At 67.8% G+C, this 15,067-nt stretch carries 14 protein-coding genes; 10 read left to right on the plus strand and 4 right to left on the minus strand.

Annotation, left to right across the window (positions count from 1 at the left end):
* Positions 1-2: 2 nt before the first annotated feature.
* Together ACIP5T_RS06200 and ACIP5T_RS06205 are read left to right on the plus strand one after the other, a co-directional pair.
* Positions 3-737 (plus strand): ion channel, encoded by a 735-nt coding sequence (locus ACIP5T_RS06200; protein ID WP_400861552.1) that lies wholly within the window; start codon positions 3-5, stop codon positions 735-737.
* Entirely contained in the window at positions 734-2,362 is a 1,629-nt protein-coding gene (locus tag ACIP5T_RS06205) for an MFS transporter (RefSeq protein ID WP_400861554.1), read from the plus strand. The genes ACIP5T_RS06200 and ACIP5T_RS06205 overlap by 4 nt, the downstream gene beginning before the upstream one ends.
* 17 nt (positions 2,363-2,379) lie before the next feature.
* Here ACIP5T_RS06205 and ACIP5T_RS06210 read toward each other — a convergent pair whose 3' ends face one another.
* On the minus strand, positions 2,380-3,363 hold the full coding sequence (locus ACIP5T_RS06210) for a LacI family DNA-binding transcriptional regulator (protein ID WP_400864638.1): 984 nt from the start codon (positions 3,361-3,363) through the stop codon (positions 2,380-2,382).
* Between the two features lie 160 nt (positions 3,364-3,523).
* On the opposite strand from ACIP5T_RS06210, the gene ACIP5T_RS06215 reads away from it, so the two are divergent.
* The 5 genes from ACIP5T_RS06215 (at position 3,524) to ACIP5T_RS06235 (ending at position 8,969) form a co-directional block, all read left to right on the plus strand.
* Entirely contained in the window at positions 3,524-4,441 is a 918-nt protein-coding gene (locus tag ACIP5T_RS06215; RefSeq protein WP_400861556.1) for a carbohydrate ABC transporter permease, read from the plus strand.
* Positions 4,442-4,487: 46 nt separating this feature from the next.
* Complete coding sequence (locus ACIP5T_RS06220) at positions 4,488-5,333, plus strand: carbohydrate ABC transporter permease (RefSeq protein ID WP_400864641.1); 846 nt, start codon at positions 4,488-4,490, stop codon at positions 5,331-5,333.
* 68 nt (positions 5,334-5,401) lie between these two features.
* Entirely contained in the window at positions 5,402-6,760 is a 1,359-nt protein-coding gene (locus tag ACIP5T_RS06225) for an ABC transporter substrate-binding protein (RefSeq protein WP_400861558.1), read from the plus strand.
* A 64-nt stretch (positions 6,761-6,824) separates the two neighbouring features.
* Positions 6,825-8,567 carry a beta-galactosidase family protein gene (locus ACIP5T_RS06230; RefSeq protein ID WP_400861559.1) on the plus strand — a complete coding sequence of 581 codons (1,743 nt, stop codon included), beginning with the start codon at positions 6,825-6,827 and terminating at the stop codon, positions 8,565-8,567.
* Between the two features lie 36 nt (positions 8,568-8,603).
* Entirely contained in the window at positions 8,604-8,969 is a 366-nt protein-coding gene (locus tag ACIP5T_RS06235) for an HNH endonuclease (protein WP_400861561.1), read from the plus strand.
* 6 nt (positions 8,970-8,975) lie between these two features.
* Here ACIP5T_RS06235 and ACIP5T_RS06240 read toward each other — a convergent pair whose 3' ends face one another.
* Both ACIP5T_RS06240 and ACIP5T_RS06245 read right to left on the minus strand, forming a co-directional pair.
* Positions 8,976-9,500 (minus strand): GAF domain-containing protein, encoded by a 525-nt coding sequence (locus ACIP5T_RS06240; protein ID WP_400861563.1) that lies wholly within the window; start codon positions 9,498-9,500, stop codon positions 8,976-8,978.
* Positions 9,497-9,994 carry a metallophosphoesterase family protein gene (locus ACIP5T_RS06245; protein WP_400861565.1) on the minus strand — a complete coding sequence of 166 codons (498 nt, stop codon included), beginning with the start codon at positions 9,992-9,994 and terminating at the stop codon, positions 9,497-9,499. The genes ACIP5T_RS06240 and ACIP5T_RS06245 overlap by 4 nt, the downstream gene beginning before the upstream one ends.
* A 150-nt stretch (positions 9,995-10,144) precedes the next feature.
* Here ACIP5T_RS06245 and ACIP5T_RS06250 point away from each other — a divergent pair, with 150 nt between their 5' ends.
* Complete coding sequence (locus tag ACIP5T_RS06250; protein WP_056508598.1) at positions 10,145-11,605, plus strand: MFS transporter; 1,461 nt, start codon at positions 10,145-10,147, stop codon at positions 11,603-11,605.
* 79 nt (positions 11,606-11,684) lie between these two features.
* Here the strand turns inward: ACIP5T_RS06250 and ACIP5T_RS06255 are convergent, their stop codons facing one another.
* The gene (locus tag ACIP5T_RS06255) at positions 11,685-12,716 is read right to left on the minus strand and encodes a S66 peptidase family protein (RefSeq protein WP_400861567.1); all 1,032 of its coding nucleotides are present in this window, start codon (positions 12,714-12,716) and stop codon (positions 11,685-11,687) included.
* A 99-nt stretch (positions 12,717-12,815) separates the two neighbouring features.
* Here ACIP5T_RS06255 and ACIP5T_RS06260 point away from each other — a divergent pair, with 99 nt between their 5' ends.
* Together ACIP5T_RS06260 and ACIP5T_RS06265 are read left to right on the plus strand one after the other, a co-directional pair.
* Complete coding sequence (locus tag ACIP5T_RS06260) at positions 12,816-13,016, plus strand: AsnC family protein (protein ID WP_400861569.1); 201 nt, start codon at positions 12,816-12,818, stop codon at positions 13,014-13,016.
* 78 nt (positions 13,017-13,094) lie between these two features.
* On the plus strand, positions 13,095-14,978 hold the full coding sequence (locus tag ACIP5T_RS06265; RefSeq protein ID WP_400861570.1) for an ABC transporter ATP-binding protein: 1,884 nt from the start codon (positions 13,095-13,097) through the stop codon (positions 14,976-14,978).
* Positions 14,979-15,067 lie beyond the last annotated feature (89 nt).

Below are 15,067 nucleotides of genomic sequence, written 5' to 3' on the forward strand. Positions count from 1 at the left end.
GGATGATGCGACCGGAACCCGCACTCCGCTCGACCCCCGCACACGCGGGCGCCCATGTCGCCGGCCCGATCCCGAGCGGACGGAGCGGGTACTGGCTCATCCTCGCTCTCGCTGCCACCGCGTACGCCTTCAGCGCCGTCCAGGCGACGACGGATCCCAGCCCGTGGGCATTGACCGTGCAGCTGCTGACGGTCGCCGTCGTCCTCCGGGTGACCGAGGTGCGCGAGCGGGTGCAGCACATCGCCTGGGTGATCCTCGCCCTCGCCGCCGCCGCGACAGTCGTCGTCGGGGTGCTGGGCACCGGAGGCAGAGGCCTCGACATCGTGCTGTCCGCAGCATCCGTGATCGCCTTCCTGATCGCGCCCGTCGCGATCATCCGGCATCAGGTGCGGCGACGTGGCGTGGACATCGAGGCTCTGCTCGCCGCTATCGCCGCGTACGTCCTGGTCGGCATGTTCTTCACGCTGCTGTACAACCTGGTCGCGCTGCTCACGGTCGCGCCGACCTTCGGCTCGGACGTCGTGGATTCGCTCTCCACCCAGCTCTTCTTCTCGTTCACGACGCTGACGACCACCGGGTACGGCAACATCGTGCCGGTCTCGTCGGGGGTTCAGGCGATCGCCGTCGCCGAGGCGATCACCGGGCAGCTGTTCCTGATCACCGCGGTCGCGCGCATCATGCGGAGCGCCCGCAGGCCGCCGCCCGGAGCGGACGCGTCACACGAGGGGGCGTCATGAAGAAGTGGAATGTGGTCATCGTGCTCGGCGCCGCGCAGTTCGTCATGGTGCTCGACGGCACGGTCATGAACGTGTCGATCTCGACCGTCGTGGACGATCTCGACACCTCGGTCGCGGCGATGCAGGCGGCGATCACGTTCTACACACTGACCATGGCGGCGTTCATGCTCTTCGGCGCCAAGCTCGGAGACGTGTGGGGACGACGACGCGCCTTCGTGATCGGCTCGTGCGTCTACGCGGCCGGATCGCTGATCACGGCGTTGAGCCCGTCGGTGGGATTCCTGTTCCTCGGCTGGTCGGTCATCGAGGGACTGGGCGCCGTGCTGGTCATCCCCGCGATCGCGGCCCTCGTCGCCGACAACTATCAGGGCCGCGACCGCGTCACCGCCTTCGCCGTCGTCGGTGCCGTCTCGGGTGCCGCTGTCGCCGCCGGTCCACTGATCGGGGGCGCCGTGACCACCTACTCCAGCTGGCGGTTCGTCTTCGTCGCCGAGGTGGTGATCATGCTGGGAGTGGTGATCTGCGCACGCATGATCACGGACTCCACCCCCCGGCGGTCGATCCGGATCGACGTCGGCAGCGTGCTGCTGTCATCCGCCGGGCTCGTGCTGATCGTCTTCGGGATGCTGCAGAGTAAGACCTGGGGATGGGTGATCCCCTTGGATCGGCCGGAGATCGGCGGTATCCCGATCGCCCCGCTCGGCGTCTCCCTGACGACGTGGTGCATCGCGCTGGGCGCAGTGCTGATCGCCGCGTTCATCAGCTGGCAGCGACGACTGATCCGCGATGGACGGGCGCCGCTGATGCAGCCCGATCTGTTCGCGATCAGCACGCTGCGCAGCGGTCTCTCCGTGCTCGGTGCGCAATACGCGGTGACCGCCGGGCTGTTCTTCATGGTGCCGGTCTACCTGCAGATGACGCTCGGGCTGGACGCGCTCGAGACGGGTATCAAGATCTTCCCGCTCTCGGTCTCGCTGATCCTCTTCTCTGTGGTCGGCACAGCACTGTCGCGACGGTGGTCCCCGCGACGCATCGTGCGGGTCGGCCAGTCGGTGCTGGTGCTCAGCGCGCTTCTGCTGCTGGCATCCGTGACCGATGACCTTCGGAGTGCCCTCTTCGCGCTGGGTATGTTCCTCGCGGGCAGCGCCCTGGGCCTTCTCGCCTCGCAGCTCGGCAACGTGAACATGTCGAGCGTCTCGGAGAAGGACACCAGCGAGGCCGGTGGGCTGCAGGGTGTGTTCCAGAACCTCGGGTCATCGCTCGGCACCGCCCTGATCGGGTCGATCCTCATCGGCGCCCTGTCGACCTCGTTCGCCTCCGGGGTCGCGACGAGCGACCTGCCGAGCGAGGTGCAGGCCACGGTGAGCGCGGCGACGGATCGAGGCGTCACCGTGGTGCCGGCCGCCGATGTGGCCGGTCTCGCGGCCGACGCCGGACTCGGCGACGAGGATGCCGCAGAACTCGCAGAGATCTATCGAGAGTCGCAGCTCTCGTCGCTGCGGGTGGCGTTCGTGGGCCTGATCGTGATCAGCCTGCTGTCGATCCTGTTCTCGCGCGGCATCCCGTCGGAGGCCATGGTCCGTCGACGAGCAGAAGCAGCCGCCGACGCGCCCGAGACGACATGAGGGGGTGCTGACGCGCCCTATGCTCGCGGCGCAGCAGTGCTCTCGCGCACGACGAGCTCGGTGCCGACCAGCGGGGTCTGGGTGCGCTCTCCCCCGTCGAGCTCCGAGAGCAGGGCGTCGACGGCGAGGGCGCCGACCTTCTCGGGGTGCTGCTGCACGGTGGTCAGCGGCGGCCAGAGCTGGGCGGCATCCGGCAGACCGTCGAAGCCGACCACGCTGACGTCCCCGGGGATCTCACGGCCGGCCTCGCGGAAAGCCCGGACCACGCCGATCGCCATCTGGTCGTTCGCCGCGAACACGGCGGTCACGCTCTCGTCGTCGCGCAGAAGGACCCCCGCTCGGTATCCGGATTCGGCCGACCAGTCGCCCTGCAGCGGCTCAGGAGCCTCGAGACCGCGGGCCTCGAGCGTCTCGCGCCACGACTCACGCCGACGCTCGGCCGAGTAGGACTTCGCCGGGCCCGCGATGTGCCAGACCGTCTTGTGGCCGAGGTCGAGCAGGTGCTCGACGGCGAGCCGCGCGCCCTGCGCCTGGTCGGTGTCGACGAAGGGATGTGTCGTTCCCCGGTTGGAGTCGACCAGCACGACGGGCAGCCCGTCGGGGATCTCGACCTCGGCCTCATCGAGCTGGTGCGCCTCGATCACGATGATGATGCCGTCGACCGCGTGCTCCTCGAGGCGACGGAAGGCTCCGGCGACGGTGTCGCGGGCGCTCGATTCGACGGGGATGAGGGTGAGGGCGTATCCCATCTGCGAGGCGCGCACCGCGATCGCGTCGAGCGTGCGCTGGTTCCCGTAGGAGCTGAACGAGAACATGATGACGCCGATCGCGCGGAATCGACCGGAGCGCAGCGCGCGGGCGGCGCTGTTCGGCCGATACCCGAGCCGCTGCATGGCGTCTTCGACGCGCGCTCTGGTGGTGGCCCCGACGTAGCCGCGCGCGTTCACGACCCGCGAGACGGTCTGTCCGGAGACTCCGGCCTCTCGGGCCACGTCCTCCATCGAAGGGTCTCGCCGCCGCTGCGGCGGCTCTGCCGACTGTTCCGAGGTCACGAGCACTCATCCATTCATGTGTTGACGTTGACACACTAGCAGCGCATCGAATATGTTGACGTTGACACACGGCGCCGTGAGCGCCCGATCTCTAAGAAGGTTCTCGTCAATGACGACTCAAGATTCCGCAGCCCTGGCGGACCACGGCATCCGCCGGCGTGAGAAGCGCGACTGGAAGGGATGGGCCTTCGTCGGCCCGTTCATGGTCGTGTTCGCCCTGGTGTTCCTCACTCCCCTCGCATACGCGCTGTACCTCAGCTTCTTCCAGGAGAAGCTGATCGGCGGCACCGCGTTCGTCGGGTTCGACAACTACGTGCGAGCGCTGACCGACCCCCAGTTCTGGGAGGCATTCGGCCGCGTCGTGCTGTTCCTCGTCGTGCAGGTGCCGATCATGCTGATCCTGGCCCTCGCCGCGGCCCTGGCGCTCGACAGCGCCCGCCTGCGCGGGGCGTCGTTCTTCCGCATCCTCATCTTCCTGCCGTACGCGGTGCCCGCGGTCGTCGCGGTGCTGATGTGGGGTTACATCTACGGCGACCAGTTCGGTCTGACGTCGAACCTCAACGACTTCCTCGGCAGCGACCTGATCACTCCGTTCGCAAGAGAGTGGATCCTGGTCTCGATCGGCAACATCGTGACGTGGCAGTTCGTCGGCTACAACATGCTGATCTTCTACTCCTCGCTGAAGACGATTCCGACCGACATGTACGAAGCGGCGTCGCTCGACGGAGCAGGCGCATGGCGCACGATCTTCTCGATCAAGATCCCCTCGGTGCGCGGCGCCCTGGTGATCGCGACCATCTTCTCGATCATCGGCAGCTTCCAGCTCTTCAACGAGCCCAACATCCTGCGCCCCCTGGCCCCGAACGTGATCACGACGTACTTCACACCGAACATGTACGCGTACAACCTCTCGTTCGCCGGACAGCAGTTCAATTACGCCGCGACGATCGCCATCATCATGGGCGTCATCACCGCGGTGATCGCCTACGTCGTGCAACTGCGCGGCTCGAAGTCGGAGGTGCGCTGACATGGCACTCCCCCTCGCCCGCCCCTCGCAGAAGCGCCACGATCTGATGAATCCGCGCAAGTCGAAGATCCTGCTGATCGTGATGGTGATGTACGCGCTGTACACGCTGGTGCCGCTCGTCTGGCTGCTGTTCAGCTCGACGAAGACGCAGTCGGGTCTGTTCAGCTCGTTCGGACTGTGGTTCTCCGACGACTTCGCGTTCTTCGACAACCTGGTCGCGACCTTCTCGTACCAGGACGGCATCTTCCTGCGCTGGCTCGGCAACACGCTGCTCTATGTGGTCGTCGGAGCCGGTGGCGCGACGCTGCTGGCGACCATGGCCGGCTACGGACTCGCGAAGTACCGCTTCCCCGGTCGCCGCGCGGTGTTCGCCGTCGTCCTCGGTGCCGTCGCCGTCCCCGGCACCGCCCTCGCGGTGCCGACCTTCCTGCTCTTCAGCGAGCTGGGGCTCACCAACACCCCGTGGGCTGTCATCATCCCCTCACTGATCAGCCCGTTCGGCCTGTACCTGATCTGGGTGTTCGCCTCGGATTCGGTGCCGACCGAGTTGCTGGAGGCCGCGCGCATCGACGGTGCCGGAGAGTTCCGCACCTTCTTCACGATCTCGATGCGACTGCTCGCACCCGGAATCGTGACGGTCACCCTCTTCACCGTGGTCGCGACCTGGAACAACTACTTCCTGCCGTTGATCATGCTGTCCGACCCCGCCTGGTACCCGCTCACCGTCGGCCTCAACCAGTGGAGCAACCAGGCGATCGGCGCCGGATCCCAGCCGATCTACAACCTCGTGATCATGGGCTCGCTGCTCACGATCATCCCGATCGTCATCGCCTTCCTGCTGCTGCAGAGGTTCTGGCAGTCAGGTCTCACCGCCGGAAGCGTCAAGGAGTAGCTCCCGGCATCCCTCCGCACCGCACACGTCGGTCCGATGCTGGACCGCACCCCCGAAAGGACACAGCAATGAAGCACCTTCCCTCACCCGCCGCACGGCGCACCCTCGCGGTGCTCGCGGCCGGAACCGTGGCAGCGCTGGCGCTGGCCGGTTGCAGCACCGGCGACACCGGCTCCGGCGGCAGCGCTGCCGGCGACGGCTCGTTCGACTCCGTCGAGGCCGCTCTCGAGAAGGGCGGCGAGATCACGTACTGGTCGTGGACCCCCTCTGCCGAGGCTCAGGTCGAGGCCTTCGAGAAGGAGTACCCGAACGTCAAGGTCAACGTGGTCAACGCGGGTACCAACAACGAGGAATACACCAAGCTCCAGAACGCCATCAAGGCCGGATCCGGCGCCCCCGACGTCGTGCAGGTCGAGTACTACGCCTTCCCGCAGTTCGCCCTGACCGACGCGTTCGTCGACCTCTCGCAGTACGGCTTCGCCGACTTCGAGGACGACTACACCGCCTCGACGTGGAACTCCGTCACCGACGGCGACGCCATCTACGGCCTGCCGCAGGACTCGGGCCCCATGGCGCTGTTCTACAACAAGGCCGTCTTCGACGCCGCCGGCGTCGCCGTGCCCACGACGTGGGACGAGTACTACGAAGCGGCGAAGGCGATCCACGCAGCGAACCCCGACGCCTACATCACGAACGACACCGGCGACGCCGGCTTCGCGACCTCGATGATCTGGCAGGCCGGCGGCAAGCCGTTCGCGACCTCCGGCACGGACGTCACGATCGACCTGCAGGACGACGGCTCCAAGAAGTGGACCGGGAACTGGAACCGCCTCGTCGAGGAAGACCTCCTCGCCCCCTACGGCAGCTGGAGCGACGAGTGGTTCCGCGCCCTCGGCGACGGCAGCCTGGCGACCCTCGTGATCGGCGCCTGGATGCCCGGCAACCTGATCACCGGAGCTCCCGACGGAGCCGGTGACTGGCGTGTCGCGCCGATGCCGACCTACGACGGCAGCCCGGCGACGGCCGAGAACGGCGGCGGTGGCCAGGCCGTGACCACGCAGAGCAAGAACCCGGAGCTCGCAGCCGGATTCCTGTGGTGGCTGAACAACTCGGAGGAGAGCATCTCGACCTTCCTCGAGTCGGGCGGCTTCCCGTCGACCACGGCTGAGCTGTCGAGCGAGGAGTTCCTCGCCGACGCTCCCGAGTACTTCGGTGGCCAGAAGATCAACGAGGTCCTGGCCGCAGCGGCCGACGACGTCGTCGAGGGCTGGAGCTACCTGCCCTACCAGGTCTACGGCAACAGCATCTTCGGCGACACCGTGGGCCAGTCGTACCAGAACGGCACCGACCTCAACGAGGGCCTCGTGACCTGGCAGGACGCCCTGGTCGAGTACGGCAACTCGCAGGGCTTCGCCGTCAACAAGTAATCGCACGTCCGGGCCGGGCGGGGACTCGCTCCCCGCCCGGCCCTCCCATCGAAAGCACCTCATCGTGACCTCCTTCTCCATCGGCGAGACAGACTTCCTCCGCGCCGGGCTCCCCCACCGAGTGATCTCCGGGGCCCTGCACTACTTCCGCATCCACCCGGACCAGTGGCAGGACCGCATCCGCAAGGCCCGCCTGATGGGGCTCAACACGATCGAGACCTATGTCGCCTGGAACGCGCACGAGCCGCGGCGCGGCGAATGGGATGCCACAGGCTGGAACGACCTCGGCCGATTCCTCGACCTGATCCAGGCCGAGGGGATGGATGCGATCGTCCGGCCCGGCCCCTATATCTGCGCCGAGTGGCACAACGGCGGCCTGCCGAACTGGCTCACCGCGGGCGAGCGCGAGCTGCGCTCCTCCGAGCCCACCTATCTCTCCGACGTGAGCGACTACCTCCGTCGGGTCTACGAGATCGTCGCCCCGCGGCAGATCGACCGGGGCGGCTCGGTCGTGCTGGTGCAGATCGAGAACGAATACGGCGCCTACGGCTCGGACAAGGCCTACCTCGAGGCGCTCGTCGCCCTGACGCGCGAGTCGGGAATCACCGTCCCCCTCACCACGGTCGACCAGCCCACCGACCGGATGCTGGCCGACGGCAGCCTGCCCGAGCTGCACAAGACCGGATCGTTCGGATCGCGCAGCGCCGAGCGCCTCGCCACCCTGCGCGCCCACCAGCCCACCGGCCCGCTGATGTGCTCGGAGTTCTGGGACGGCTGGTTCGACTGGTGGGGTGGCGTGCACCACACGACCGACGTGGCCGCAGCGGCCGCCGACCTCGACGAGCTCCTCGCCGCCGGCGCCTCGGTCAACATCTACATGTTCCACGGCGGCACGAACTTCGGTCTCACGAACGGCGCGAATCACAAGGGCCGCTACCTGCCGATCGTCACCTCGTACGACTATGACGCCCCTCTCGACGAGGCGGGCGACCCTACCGCGAAGTTCTTCGCGTTCCGCGACGTCATCGCCAAGTACGCCACGGTGCCGGACGAGCTTCCGGCCCCCGCCGAGCCCGCCCCCGTGTTCTCGGTGCCGCTGGTCGCCGCAGGGCCGTGGACGGATGCCGCGGCGTCGACTCTCTCTTCGACGGCACCGATCACGTTCGACGAGTTGGAGCACCTGAGTGCCCTCGTCCGCTATGACATCACTCTGCCCGAGGGAGTCGGCGGTCAGCTCGTGCTCGACGAGGTGCGCGACCTCGCCTGGGTGAGCGTCGACGGTCAACCCGTCGGAACGCTCTCACGCACCCGTCATGACCGTTCCCTGCGGATCCCGTCGGGCCGTGCGCTCAGCATCCTCGTCGAAGAGGGAGGCCGGGTGAACTACGATCACCGACTCGGTGAGCAGAAGGGTCTCATCGGCACGCCCGAGCTCGACGGCCTGCCGCTGACCGGGTGGCACTCGACACCGCTCGACGTCGCGGCTCTGGCTGCGGAGATCGGATCCCGCGTCGCGGAACCGTCGGTCGCGGAACCGACCGGTCCGTCGGCGTGGGTCGCGGACTTCGACCTCGACTCCCCCGCGGATCTGTTCCTCGACACCGCCGCCTGGAGCAAGGGCTACGCGTTCGTCAACGGGTTCTTCTTGGGGCGTTACTGGCGAAACGGCCCGCAGCGCACCCTCTTCGTGCCCGCACCCGCGACCGTCGCCGGGGCGAACAGGCTCGTGGTGCTCGAGCTCGAGCACCTGCTCGACACGACCGCCGACTTCGTCTCGGCACTCGCTCTCGGCGACACCGAGGAATAGCCCTCAGAGCGCCACCCGACCCGATACCGTGTGTCTGTGCCGCGTCGAAGGTTCTCCACTCCCTCACCTGCCGCTCGCGCGCGCTATGCCAAGCGACGCCAGGGCCGCGTGGCGCGGGCGGACAACGACCTCACCGCCGAGCAGTGGACGTCGCTGCGAGAGGCCTGGGGAGGATGCGCCTATTGCGGAGCGGACGACATCGCTCTGCAACGCGATTGCGTGATGCCGATCTCGCGAGGCGGGCGGTACACCGTCGAGAACGTTGTTCCTGCGTGCGGTTCGTGCAACGCGAGCAAGCGCAACGACGAGGTCACGTCGTGGCTCCGTCGCAAGCGGCTCGACGAACGCGCCTTCCTCACCCGATACGACGCGATCCTCCGCGACCTGCGCCAGACCGACTGAACGGCCTCACTCCCGACTCGTCCGCGAACTCCACACGGCTGCGGTGAGACGAGCGGCGTCGGCCCGGGTGATGCTCTGCCAGTTGCGGCCGCCGCGCGCGAATGCCTCGTGCACTCCGGGCGGCGCCGCGGCCGACTCGACCGGACGATCGAGCCAGTCGCACGCGCGCACGTGCACGAGGTCGACGTCCCGCGCGTCGGGTGAGGCGTCGTAGCGCCACGGTCCGGTGAGCCTGCCCAGCCACAGGAACCCGTCAGCGTCACGCGTCCAGACGAACGCCCCCTCAGGCACCCCCGCGAACCGCTCGAGTCGGCGTGCCATCCGTTCTCCGTAGACCGCGTCCACCGCGGCGAGCGCATCGGCGATCGAGTCCGGTGCATCGTCGAGCCTGCCGCCCACTCCGCACACGCCGAGCGCCAGCGCCCGCTCGACCGCCGGCCCGGCGCTCACGTCGTCGTCGCGCGAGCGCATCGGAGCGCGGTATGTCGAGGGAAGGTCGATGTCGTCGCTGCCGCGAGGTGAGGCGCTCATGCGATCGGCACCAGCGTGGCCTCGATCCGTCCTCCGTCGATGGTGACCGTCATGATCGTGCACACCGGCTGACGACGCCGATCGGTCGGCGAGCCCGGGTTCAGCAGCCGCATCCCCGAGGGGGCGACGGTGTCCCACGGAATGTGCGAGTGGCCGAAGACGAGCAGATCGCTGCCCGGGAACGCGGCGTCCATCCGCTCTTCGCGTCGCTGCTTCGCCCCGGTCTCGTGCACCACCGCCACCTCGACCTCTTCGACCGTGAAGCGGGCGATCTCGGGCAGCCGCTCGCGCAGCGCCGGGCCGTCGTTGTTCCCGTAGACGCCCACGAGCACCCGCGACCGGGACTCGAGCAGATCCAGCGTTGCGACGTCGATCCAGTCGCCCGCGTGCACGACGATGTCGGCATCCTCGACCGCCCGCAAGACCACGTCGGGCAGGTGCTTCGCACGTGCGGGCACATGGGTGTCGGCGATCAGCAGCAGTCTCGTCGTCACAGTTCTCCCCGTCTCGCGCAGGCCTCGGCATCCGCCTCCGACTCTACGCACGCGCATCGACAGGTCGTCATACGTACCCAGCAAACGTTCAGGAAGGCGTAGGATCTCTCGGTGCCTTGGTATACCGGGCCCATGGATCTAAGGAGCAGCATGAGTACGACCACAGCGCCCGCGAACCCGCGCTCGCGCGTCATCACGGCGAGCCTCGTCGGCACCACGATCGAGTTCTACGACTTCTACGCGTACGCGACAGCCGCAGTGCTCGTGTTCCCGGTGCTGTTCTTCCCCACGGGCAACGACACGACCTCGCTGCTGTCGTCGTTCGCCGTGTTCGGTGCCGCGATGGTCGCCCGTCCGATCGGCGCGGTCGTGTTCGGCCACTTCGGTGACAAGTTCGGACGCAAGGCCACGCTCGTCGCCTCCCTGCTCACGATGGGCATCGCGACGTTCATCATCGGGCTCCTGCCCACGTTCCAGCAGATCGGCTGGTGGGCAGCGCTGCTGCTGCTGATCCTGCGACTGGCGCAGGGCTTCGCACTCGGTGGCGAGTGGTCGGGCGCCGCACTGGTCGCGACCGAGAACGCCCCGGCGGGCAAGCGCGCCTGGTACGGCACATTCCCGCAGCTGGGAGCGCCGCTCGGCTTCATCATCGCCAACTTCCTGTTCCTCGGCATCAACTGGCTGCTTCCGCACTCCGAGAACCCCGCGCTCAAGTCCGAGGCCTTCCTGTCGTGGGGCTGGCGCATCCCGTTCCTGTTCTCGGCCGTCATGGTCATCATCGGCCTGTGGGTCCGGCTCAAGCTCGTCGAGTCCGACACCTTCAAGAAGGCGGAGAAGAAGGGCGCGATCCGCAAGCTGCCCCTCGCGACCGTGTTCCGTCATCACTGGAAGCAGCTGATCCTCGGCACGTTCATCATGCTGGCGACCTACGTGCTCTTCTACCTGATGACGAACTTCACCCTCGCGTACGGCACGAAGCCGGCCACGCTCGAGACGGCGTCGGCCGCCGCGCAGGCCGCTGCCGAGGCGACGGGCAAGGACTTCGACGCGTCGGCCTTCGCTGCGCAGTTCTATCCGGGTCTCGGGTTCGCCTACACCGACTTCGTGCTCATGCAGATCGTCGGCGTCGTGTTCTTCGGCATCTTCACGCTGCTCTCCGGGCCGATCGCCGACTCGATCGGTCGTCGCAAGCTGCTGCTGTGGGTCACCGGGCTCATCATCGTGTTCGGGTTCACGTTCAACGCCTTCCTGCTTCCTGCGATGGACCCGAAGTTCACCGGCGCACTCGCGCAGGCGTTCCTCGTGTTCGGGTTCATGCTCATGGGCGCGACATTCGGCCCGATGGGCGCGCTGCTTCCCGAGCTCTTCCCGACGAACGTCCGGTACACGGGTTCCGCGATCTCGTACAACGTGTCGTCGATCCTCGGCGCGGCCGTGGCGCCTCTCATCGCCCTGTGGCTCTGGGAGCTCGGCGACGGCGCCCCGTGGCTCGTCGGTCTCTACCTGTCAGCGATGGGTGTGCTGACCTTCATCGCACTGCTGCTGTCGAAGGAGACCAAGGACAACGACTACGAATCCGACCTCGGAGTCGCGGCTGCGGTCGAGCTCTGACGCGTTCGTCCCACGAAGGGCGGCATCTCCTCGGGAGGTGCCGCCCTCAGTCGTCTCGCCTCAGTGGGCCGTCTCGTGCTCAGTAGGACGCGTGGATGGAACGCGTCGAACCGTCGAGCGTCATCGTCCCGCCATAGGGGACGATCCACTGCGGCCGCGTGTGGCCGAACGGCACTCCGACGCAGACGACCGCGTCGGGGTTGTACCGCGAGACCGTCTCGATCACCGCGTCTCGCTGCGCCGCACGCAGCGCATCGGCCTCGGCCGGCGACGGCTGGAACTCGAAATCACTCACTGGCGGACGTGCGACGACCACGCCGGCGACGGCATCGAGTATCCCGCGCTCACCCAGCCCGCGAATCCATCGAGCCACCCAGCTCGCCGGCGGGCGCTCCTCGCTCGTCTCGAGCAGCAGGATCCCGCCGCGCAGATCGTAGGTCGTGGGCAGCCGGTCCGCGAGCGCGAGCGCATCGATGCTCTCGAGGCAGCCGCCCCAGGTGCGACCTTCGACACGCGCTCCAGGACCCGACCAGGTCCACTCCTCGGTCGCGATCCGGTCTCCGTACTCGGTGAGCGCGAGGGGGTCGTCCCAGCGCTTTCCGTTGTCTTCCGATTCGCCTGGTTCGGTGATCTCGAGCGTGCCGCCGTCGAGCAGCGCCGCTCGCAGCGAGCGCAGGTGCACGTCGTCGACCGCGGGACCCGGCCCGAGGTGCACGGCCGTGGACCCGCCGTAGTAGGCCCGGATGCCGAGCCCCCACAGCCAGTTGAGGATGTTGGTGTTGTCGCTGTACCCCAGGAACGGTTTGGGATCGGCCTGAGCGACCGCGGGATCGAGGTGCGGCACCACCAGGATCTGATCGTCTCCGCCGATCGTCGCGAGGATCGCGCGGATGCCGGGGTCGGCGAAGGCCGCGTTGACGTCGGCCGCTCGGGCTTCCGGGCTCGCATCGAGCTGTCGCGTGGTCGGGAACTCCACCGGGATCAGTCCGGTCAGCTGCTCGAGTCGATGCAGAGCCTGCTCGTGGATCTCCGGGGCGACCGCAGGGGCGGCGAAAGCGGGCGACAGGACGGCGACGCGGTCGCCTGGTTCAGGTTTCGATGCAGACAGCATCGGCCCAGTCTCGCATCGCGCGCGTTTCCCTGTCCGTCAATTTCTGTTGACATCTCACCACGCGTCAACAAAGATTGACGCGGGAGGCCCATGATGACCATGAAGACCGCGATCGCACAGGATGACGGCAGCGAGCCGCTGTCGGAACTGCACCGCCTCGCCGCCCTGCGCAGTGAGCTGGCCAGGGCCGAAGAGACCCAGGTGCGCCGTGCGCGCAATCTCGGATACTCCTGGCAGGCGATCGCGAGCTCGCTCGGCGTCTCGAAACAGGCGGCGCACCGCCGGTTCGGCAGGCACTGAACCGCATACAGCCCATCCACAGAATCCGTCTTCGAACGAAGTACGGTCGAACTACCCCTTTTCAGAACGAGGTTCCGCATGTCCAGCACGGCGACATCACGCCGACGCGGACGCGGCGCGCAGCACGACGGTCCGCGCGCCACCTTCCGCCAGCTCCTCCCCTTCCTCTTCGAACACAAGCGCACACTCATCGTCGTCGCTGTGCTCAGCGTGTTCGGAGCGGCCACATCGCTCGCGCAGCCACTGCTGGTCGGCCAGCTCATCGAGACCGTGCAGTCCGATCAGGGTCTCGGCATCCTCGTCTGGATCCTCGTCGGTCTCGTGATCGTGTCGTCGATCATCTCCGGCTACCAGCACTATCTGCTGCAGCGCACCGGCACAGCGGTCGTGTACTCCAGCAGACGCAAGCTGATCTCCCGCATCCTGCACCTGCCGATCAGCGAGTTCGACGCCCGACGCACCGGCGACCTGGTCTCGCGTGTCGGCACCGACACCACGCTGCTCTATGCCGTGCTCACCCAGGGATTGGCGGATGCCGTCGGCAGCGCGATCCTCTTCCTCGGCGCCCTGATCGCGATGCTCGTGATCGACCCCGTGCTGCTGCTGCTCATCGTCGTCGTGATCGGCGCCTCGGTCGTCGTGGTCACCGCGCTCAGCGGTCGCATCCGCACCGCTTCCACCGCGCAGCAGGAGAAGGTCGGCGAGCTCGCCTCCGGCGTCGAGCGCGCCGTGGGCTCGATCCGCACCGTGCGCGCCTCAGGGGCGACCGAACGCGAGACCGAGACGGTGTCCGTCCTCGCCTCCGAGGCCTACGGCATCGGCGTGCGCATCGCGAAGATCTCATCCCTCGTGGTTCCGATCGCCGGCGTCGCGCTGCAGGTCTCGCTCCTCGTCGTTCTCGGCGTGGGCGGCCTCAGGGTCGCGGCGGGCACCATCACCATCGCGTCGCTGATCACGTTCATCCTGTTCCTGTTCATGCTCGTGATGCCGCTCGCGACCACGTTCGGAGCGATCACCTCGGTGAACCAGGCGCTCGGAGCACTCGGCCGCATCCAGGAGGTGCTGAACCTGCCGGTCGAGACCGAGCACGATGCCGAGATCGCCGCCTCCTTCCCTCGCGACGAGGCGGACCCTCACGCCCCTGCGATCGAGTTCCGCGACGTGCGCTTCCGCTACCCCGAGAACGTGGTCGCCGCACGGCTGGCCGCTGCGAAGGAGGCGCAGACGCTTCTCGCCGACGCCCACCTCGAGCCGACCGACGACCCGGCCGCCCCGGCGGAGCGAGAGGTCCTGCGCGGAGTCTCGTTCGCCGTGCCCCGCGGCGCGCGCGTCGCACTCGTCGGCCCCAGTGGAGCAGGCAAGAGCACGATCCTGTCTCTCGTCGAGCGCTTCTACGATCCGACTGGCGGATCGATCCGTCTCTACGGCCACGACTCGCGCACCTATCCGCGCGACGAGCTGCGCGCGCAGTTCGGCTATGTCGAGCAGGACGCCCCCACGCTCGCCGGAACCCTCGGCGACAACCTGCGTCTCGCCTCGCCGAACGCCTCGGACGAGGCCTGCGAGCAGGTGCTGCGCGCCGTGAACCTGGGCGACGTGCTCGAGCGCGACCCTCTGGGCCTCGAGGCTCCCGTCGGCGAGGACGGCGTGATGCTCTCCGGCGGAGAGCGTCAGCGTCTGGCGATCGCCCGCGCGCTGCTCACCGATGCGCCGATCCTGCTGCTCGACGAGTCGACGTCGTCTCTCGACGGCGTGAACGAGCAGCGCATGCGGGAGGCCATCGACGCGGTGTCGACCGACCGCACGCTCATCGTCATCGCCCACCGGCTGTCGACCGTCATCGACAGCGACCTCATCGTGGTGCTGCAGGACGGCGCTGTCGTCGGCCAGGGCACACATGCCGAGTTGATCGAGTCGACGTCGCTCTACCGTGATCTGGCACGGCACCAGCTGCTCGCCTGAACAGCGTCACCTCGCGCCGGAACATGCGCGAAGGCGGGATGTCAGAGACCACTCAGCCATGGGTTCGCCTCAGCCATCCCGCCTTCGCG

The organism is Microbacterium sp. NPDC088619 (assembly GCF_044752825.1).
Lineage (GTDB): Bacteria > Actinomycetota > Actinomycetes > Actinomycetales > Microbacteriaceae > Microbacterium.

Bases quoted from the DNA above. Each gene is read 5' to 3' on its own strand.
- ACIP5T_RS06200 (WP_400861552.1), top strand. From the start codon at position 3: ATGATGCGACCGGAACCCGCACTCCGCTCGACCCCCGCACACGCGGGC.
- ACIP5T_RS06205 (WP_400861554.1), top strand. From the start codon at position 734: ATGAAGAAGTGGAATGTGGTCATCGTGCTCGGCGCCGCGCAGTTCGTC.
- ACIP5T_RS06210 (WP_400864638.1), bottom strand. From the start codon at position 3,363: ATGGAGGACGTGGCCCGAGAGGCCGGAGTCTCCGGACAGACCGTCTCG.
- ACIP5T_RS06215 (WP_400861556.1), top strand. From the start codon at position 3,524: ATGACGACTCAAGATTCCGCAGCCCTGGCGGACCACGGCATCCGCCGG.
- ACIP5T_RS06220 (WP_400864641.1), top strand. From the start codon at position 4,488: ATGAATCCGCGCAAGTCGAAGATCCTGCTGATCGTGATGGTGATGTAC.
- ACIP5T_RS06225 (WP_400861558.1), top strand. From the start codon at position 5,402: ATGAAGCACCTTCCCTCACCCGCCGCACGGCGCACCCTCGCGGTGCTC.
- ACIP5T_RS06240 (WP_400861563.1), bottom strand. From the start codon at position 9,500: ATGAGCGCCTCACCTCGCGGCAGCGACGACATCGACCTTCCCTCGACA.
- ACIP5T_RS06250 (WP_056508598.1), top strand. From the start codon at position 10,145: ATGAGTACGACCACAGCGCCCGCGAACCCGCGCTCGCGCGTCATCACG.
- ACIP5T_RS06255 (WP_400861567.1), bottom strand. From the start codon at position 12,716: ATGCTGTCTGCATCGAAACCTGAACCAGGCGACCGCGTCGCCGTCCTG.
- ACIP5T_RS06260 (WP_400861569.1), top strand. From the start codon at position 12,816: ATGAAGACCGCGATCGCACAGGATGACGGCAGCGAGCCGCTGTCGGAA.
- ACIP5T_RS06265 (WP_400861570.1), top strand. From the start codon at position 13,095: ATGTCCAGCACGGCGACATCACGCCGACGCGGACGCGGCGCGCAGCAC.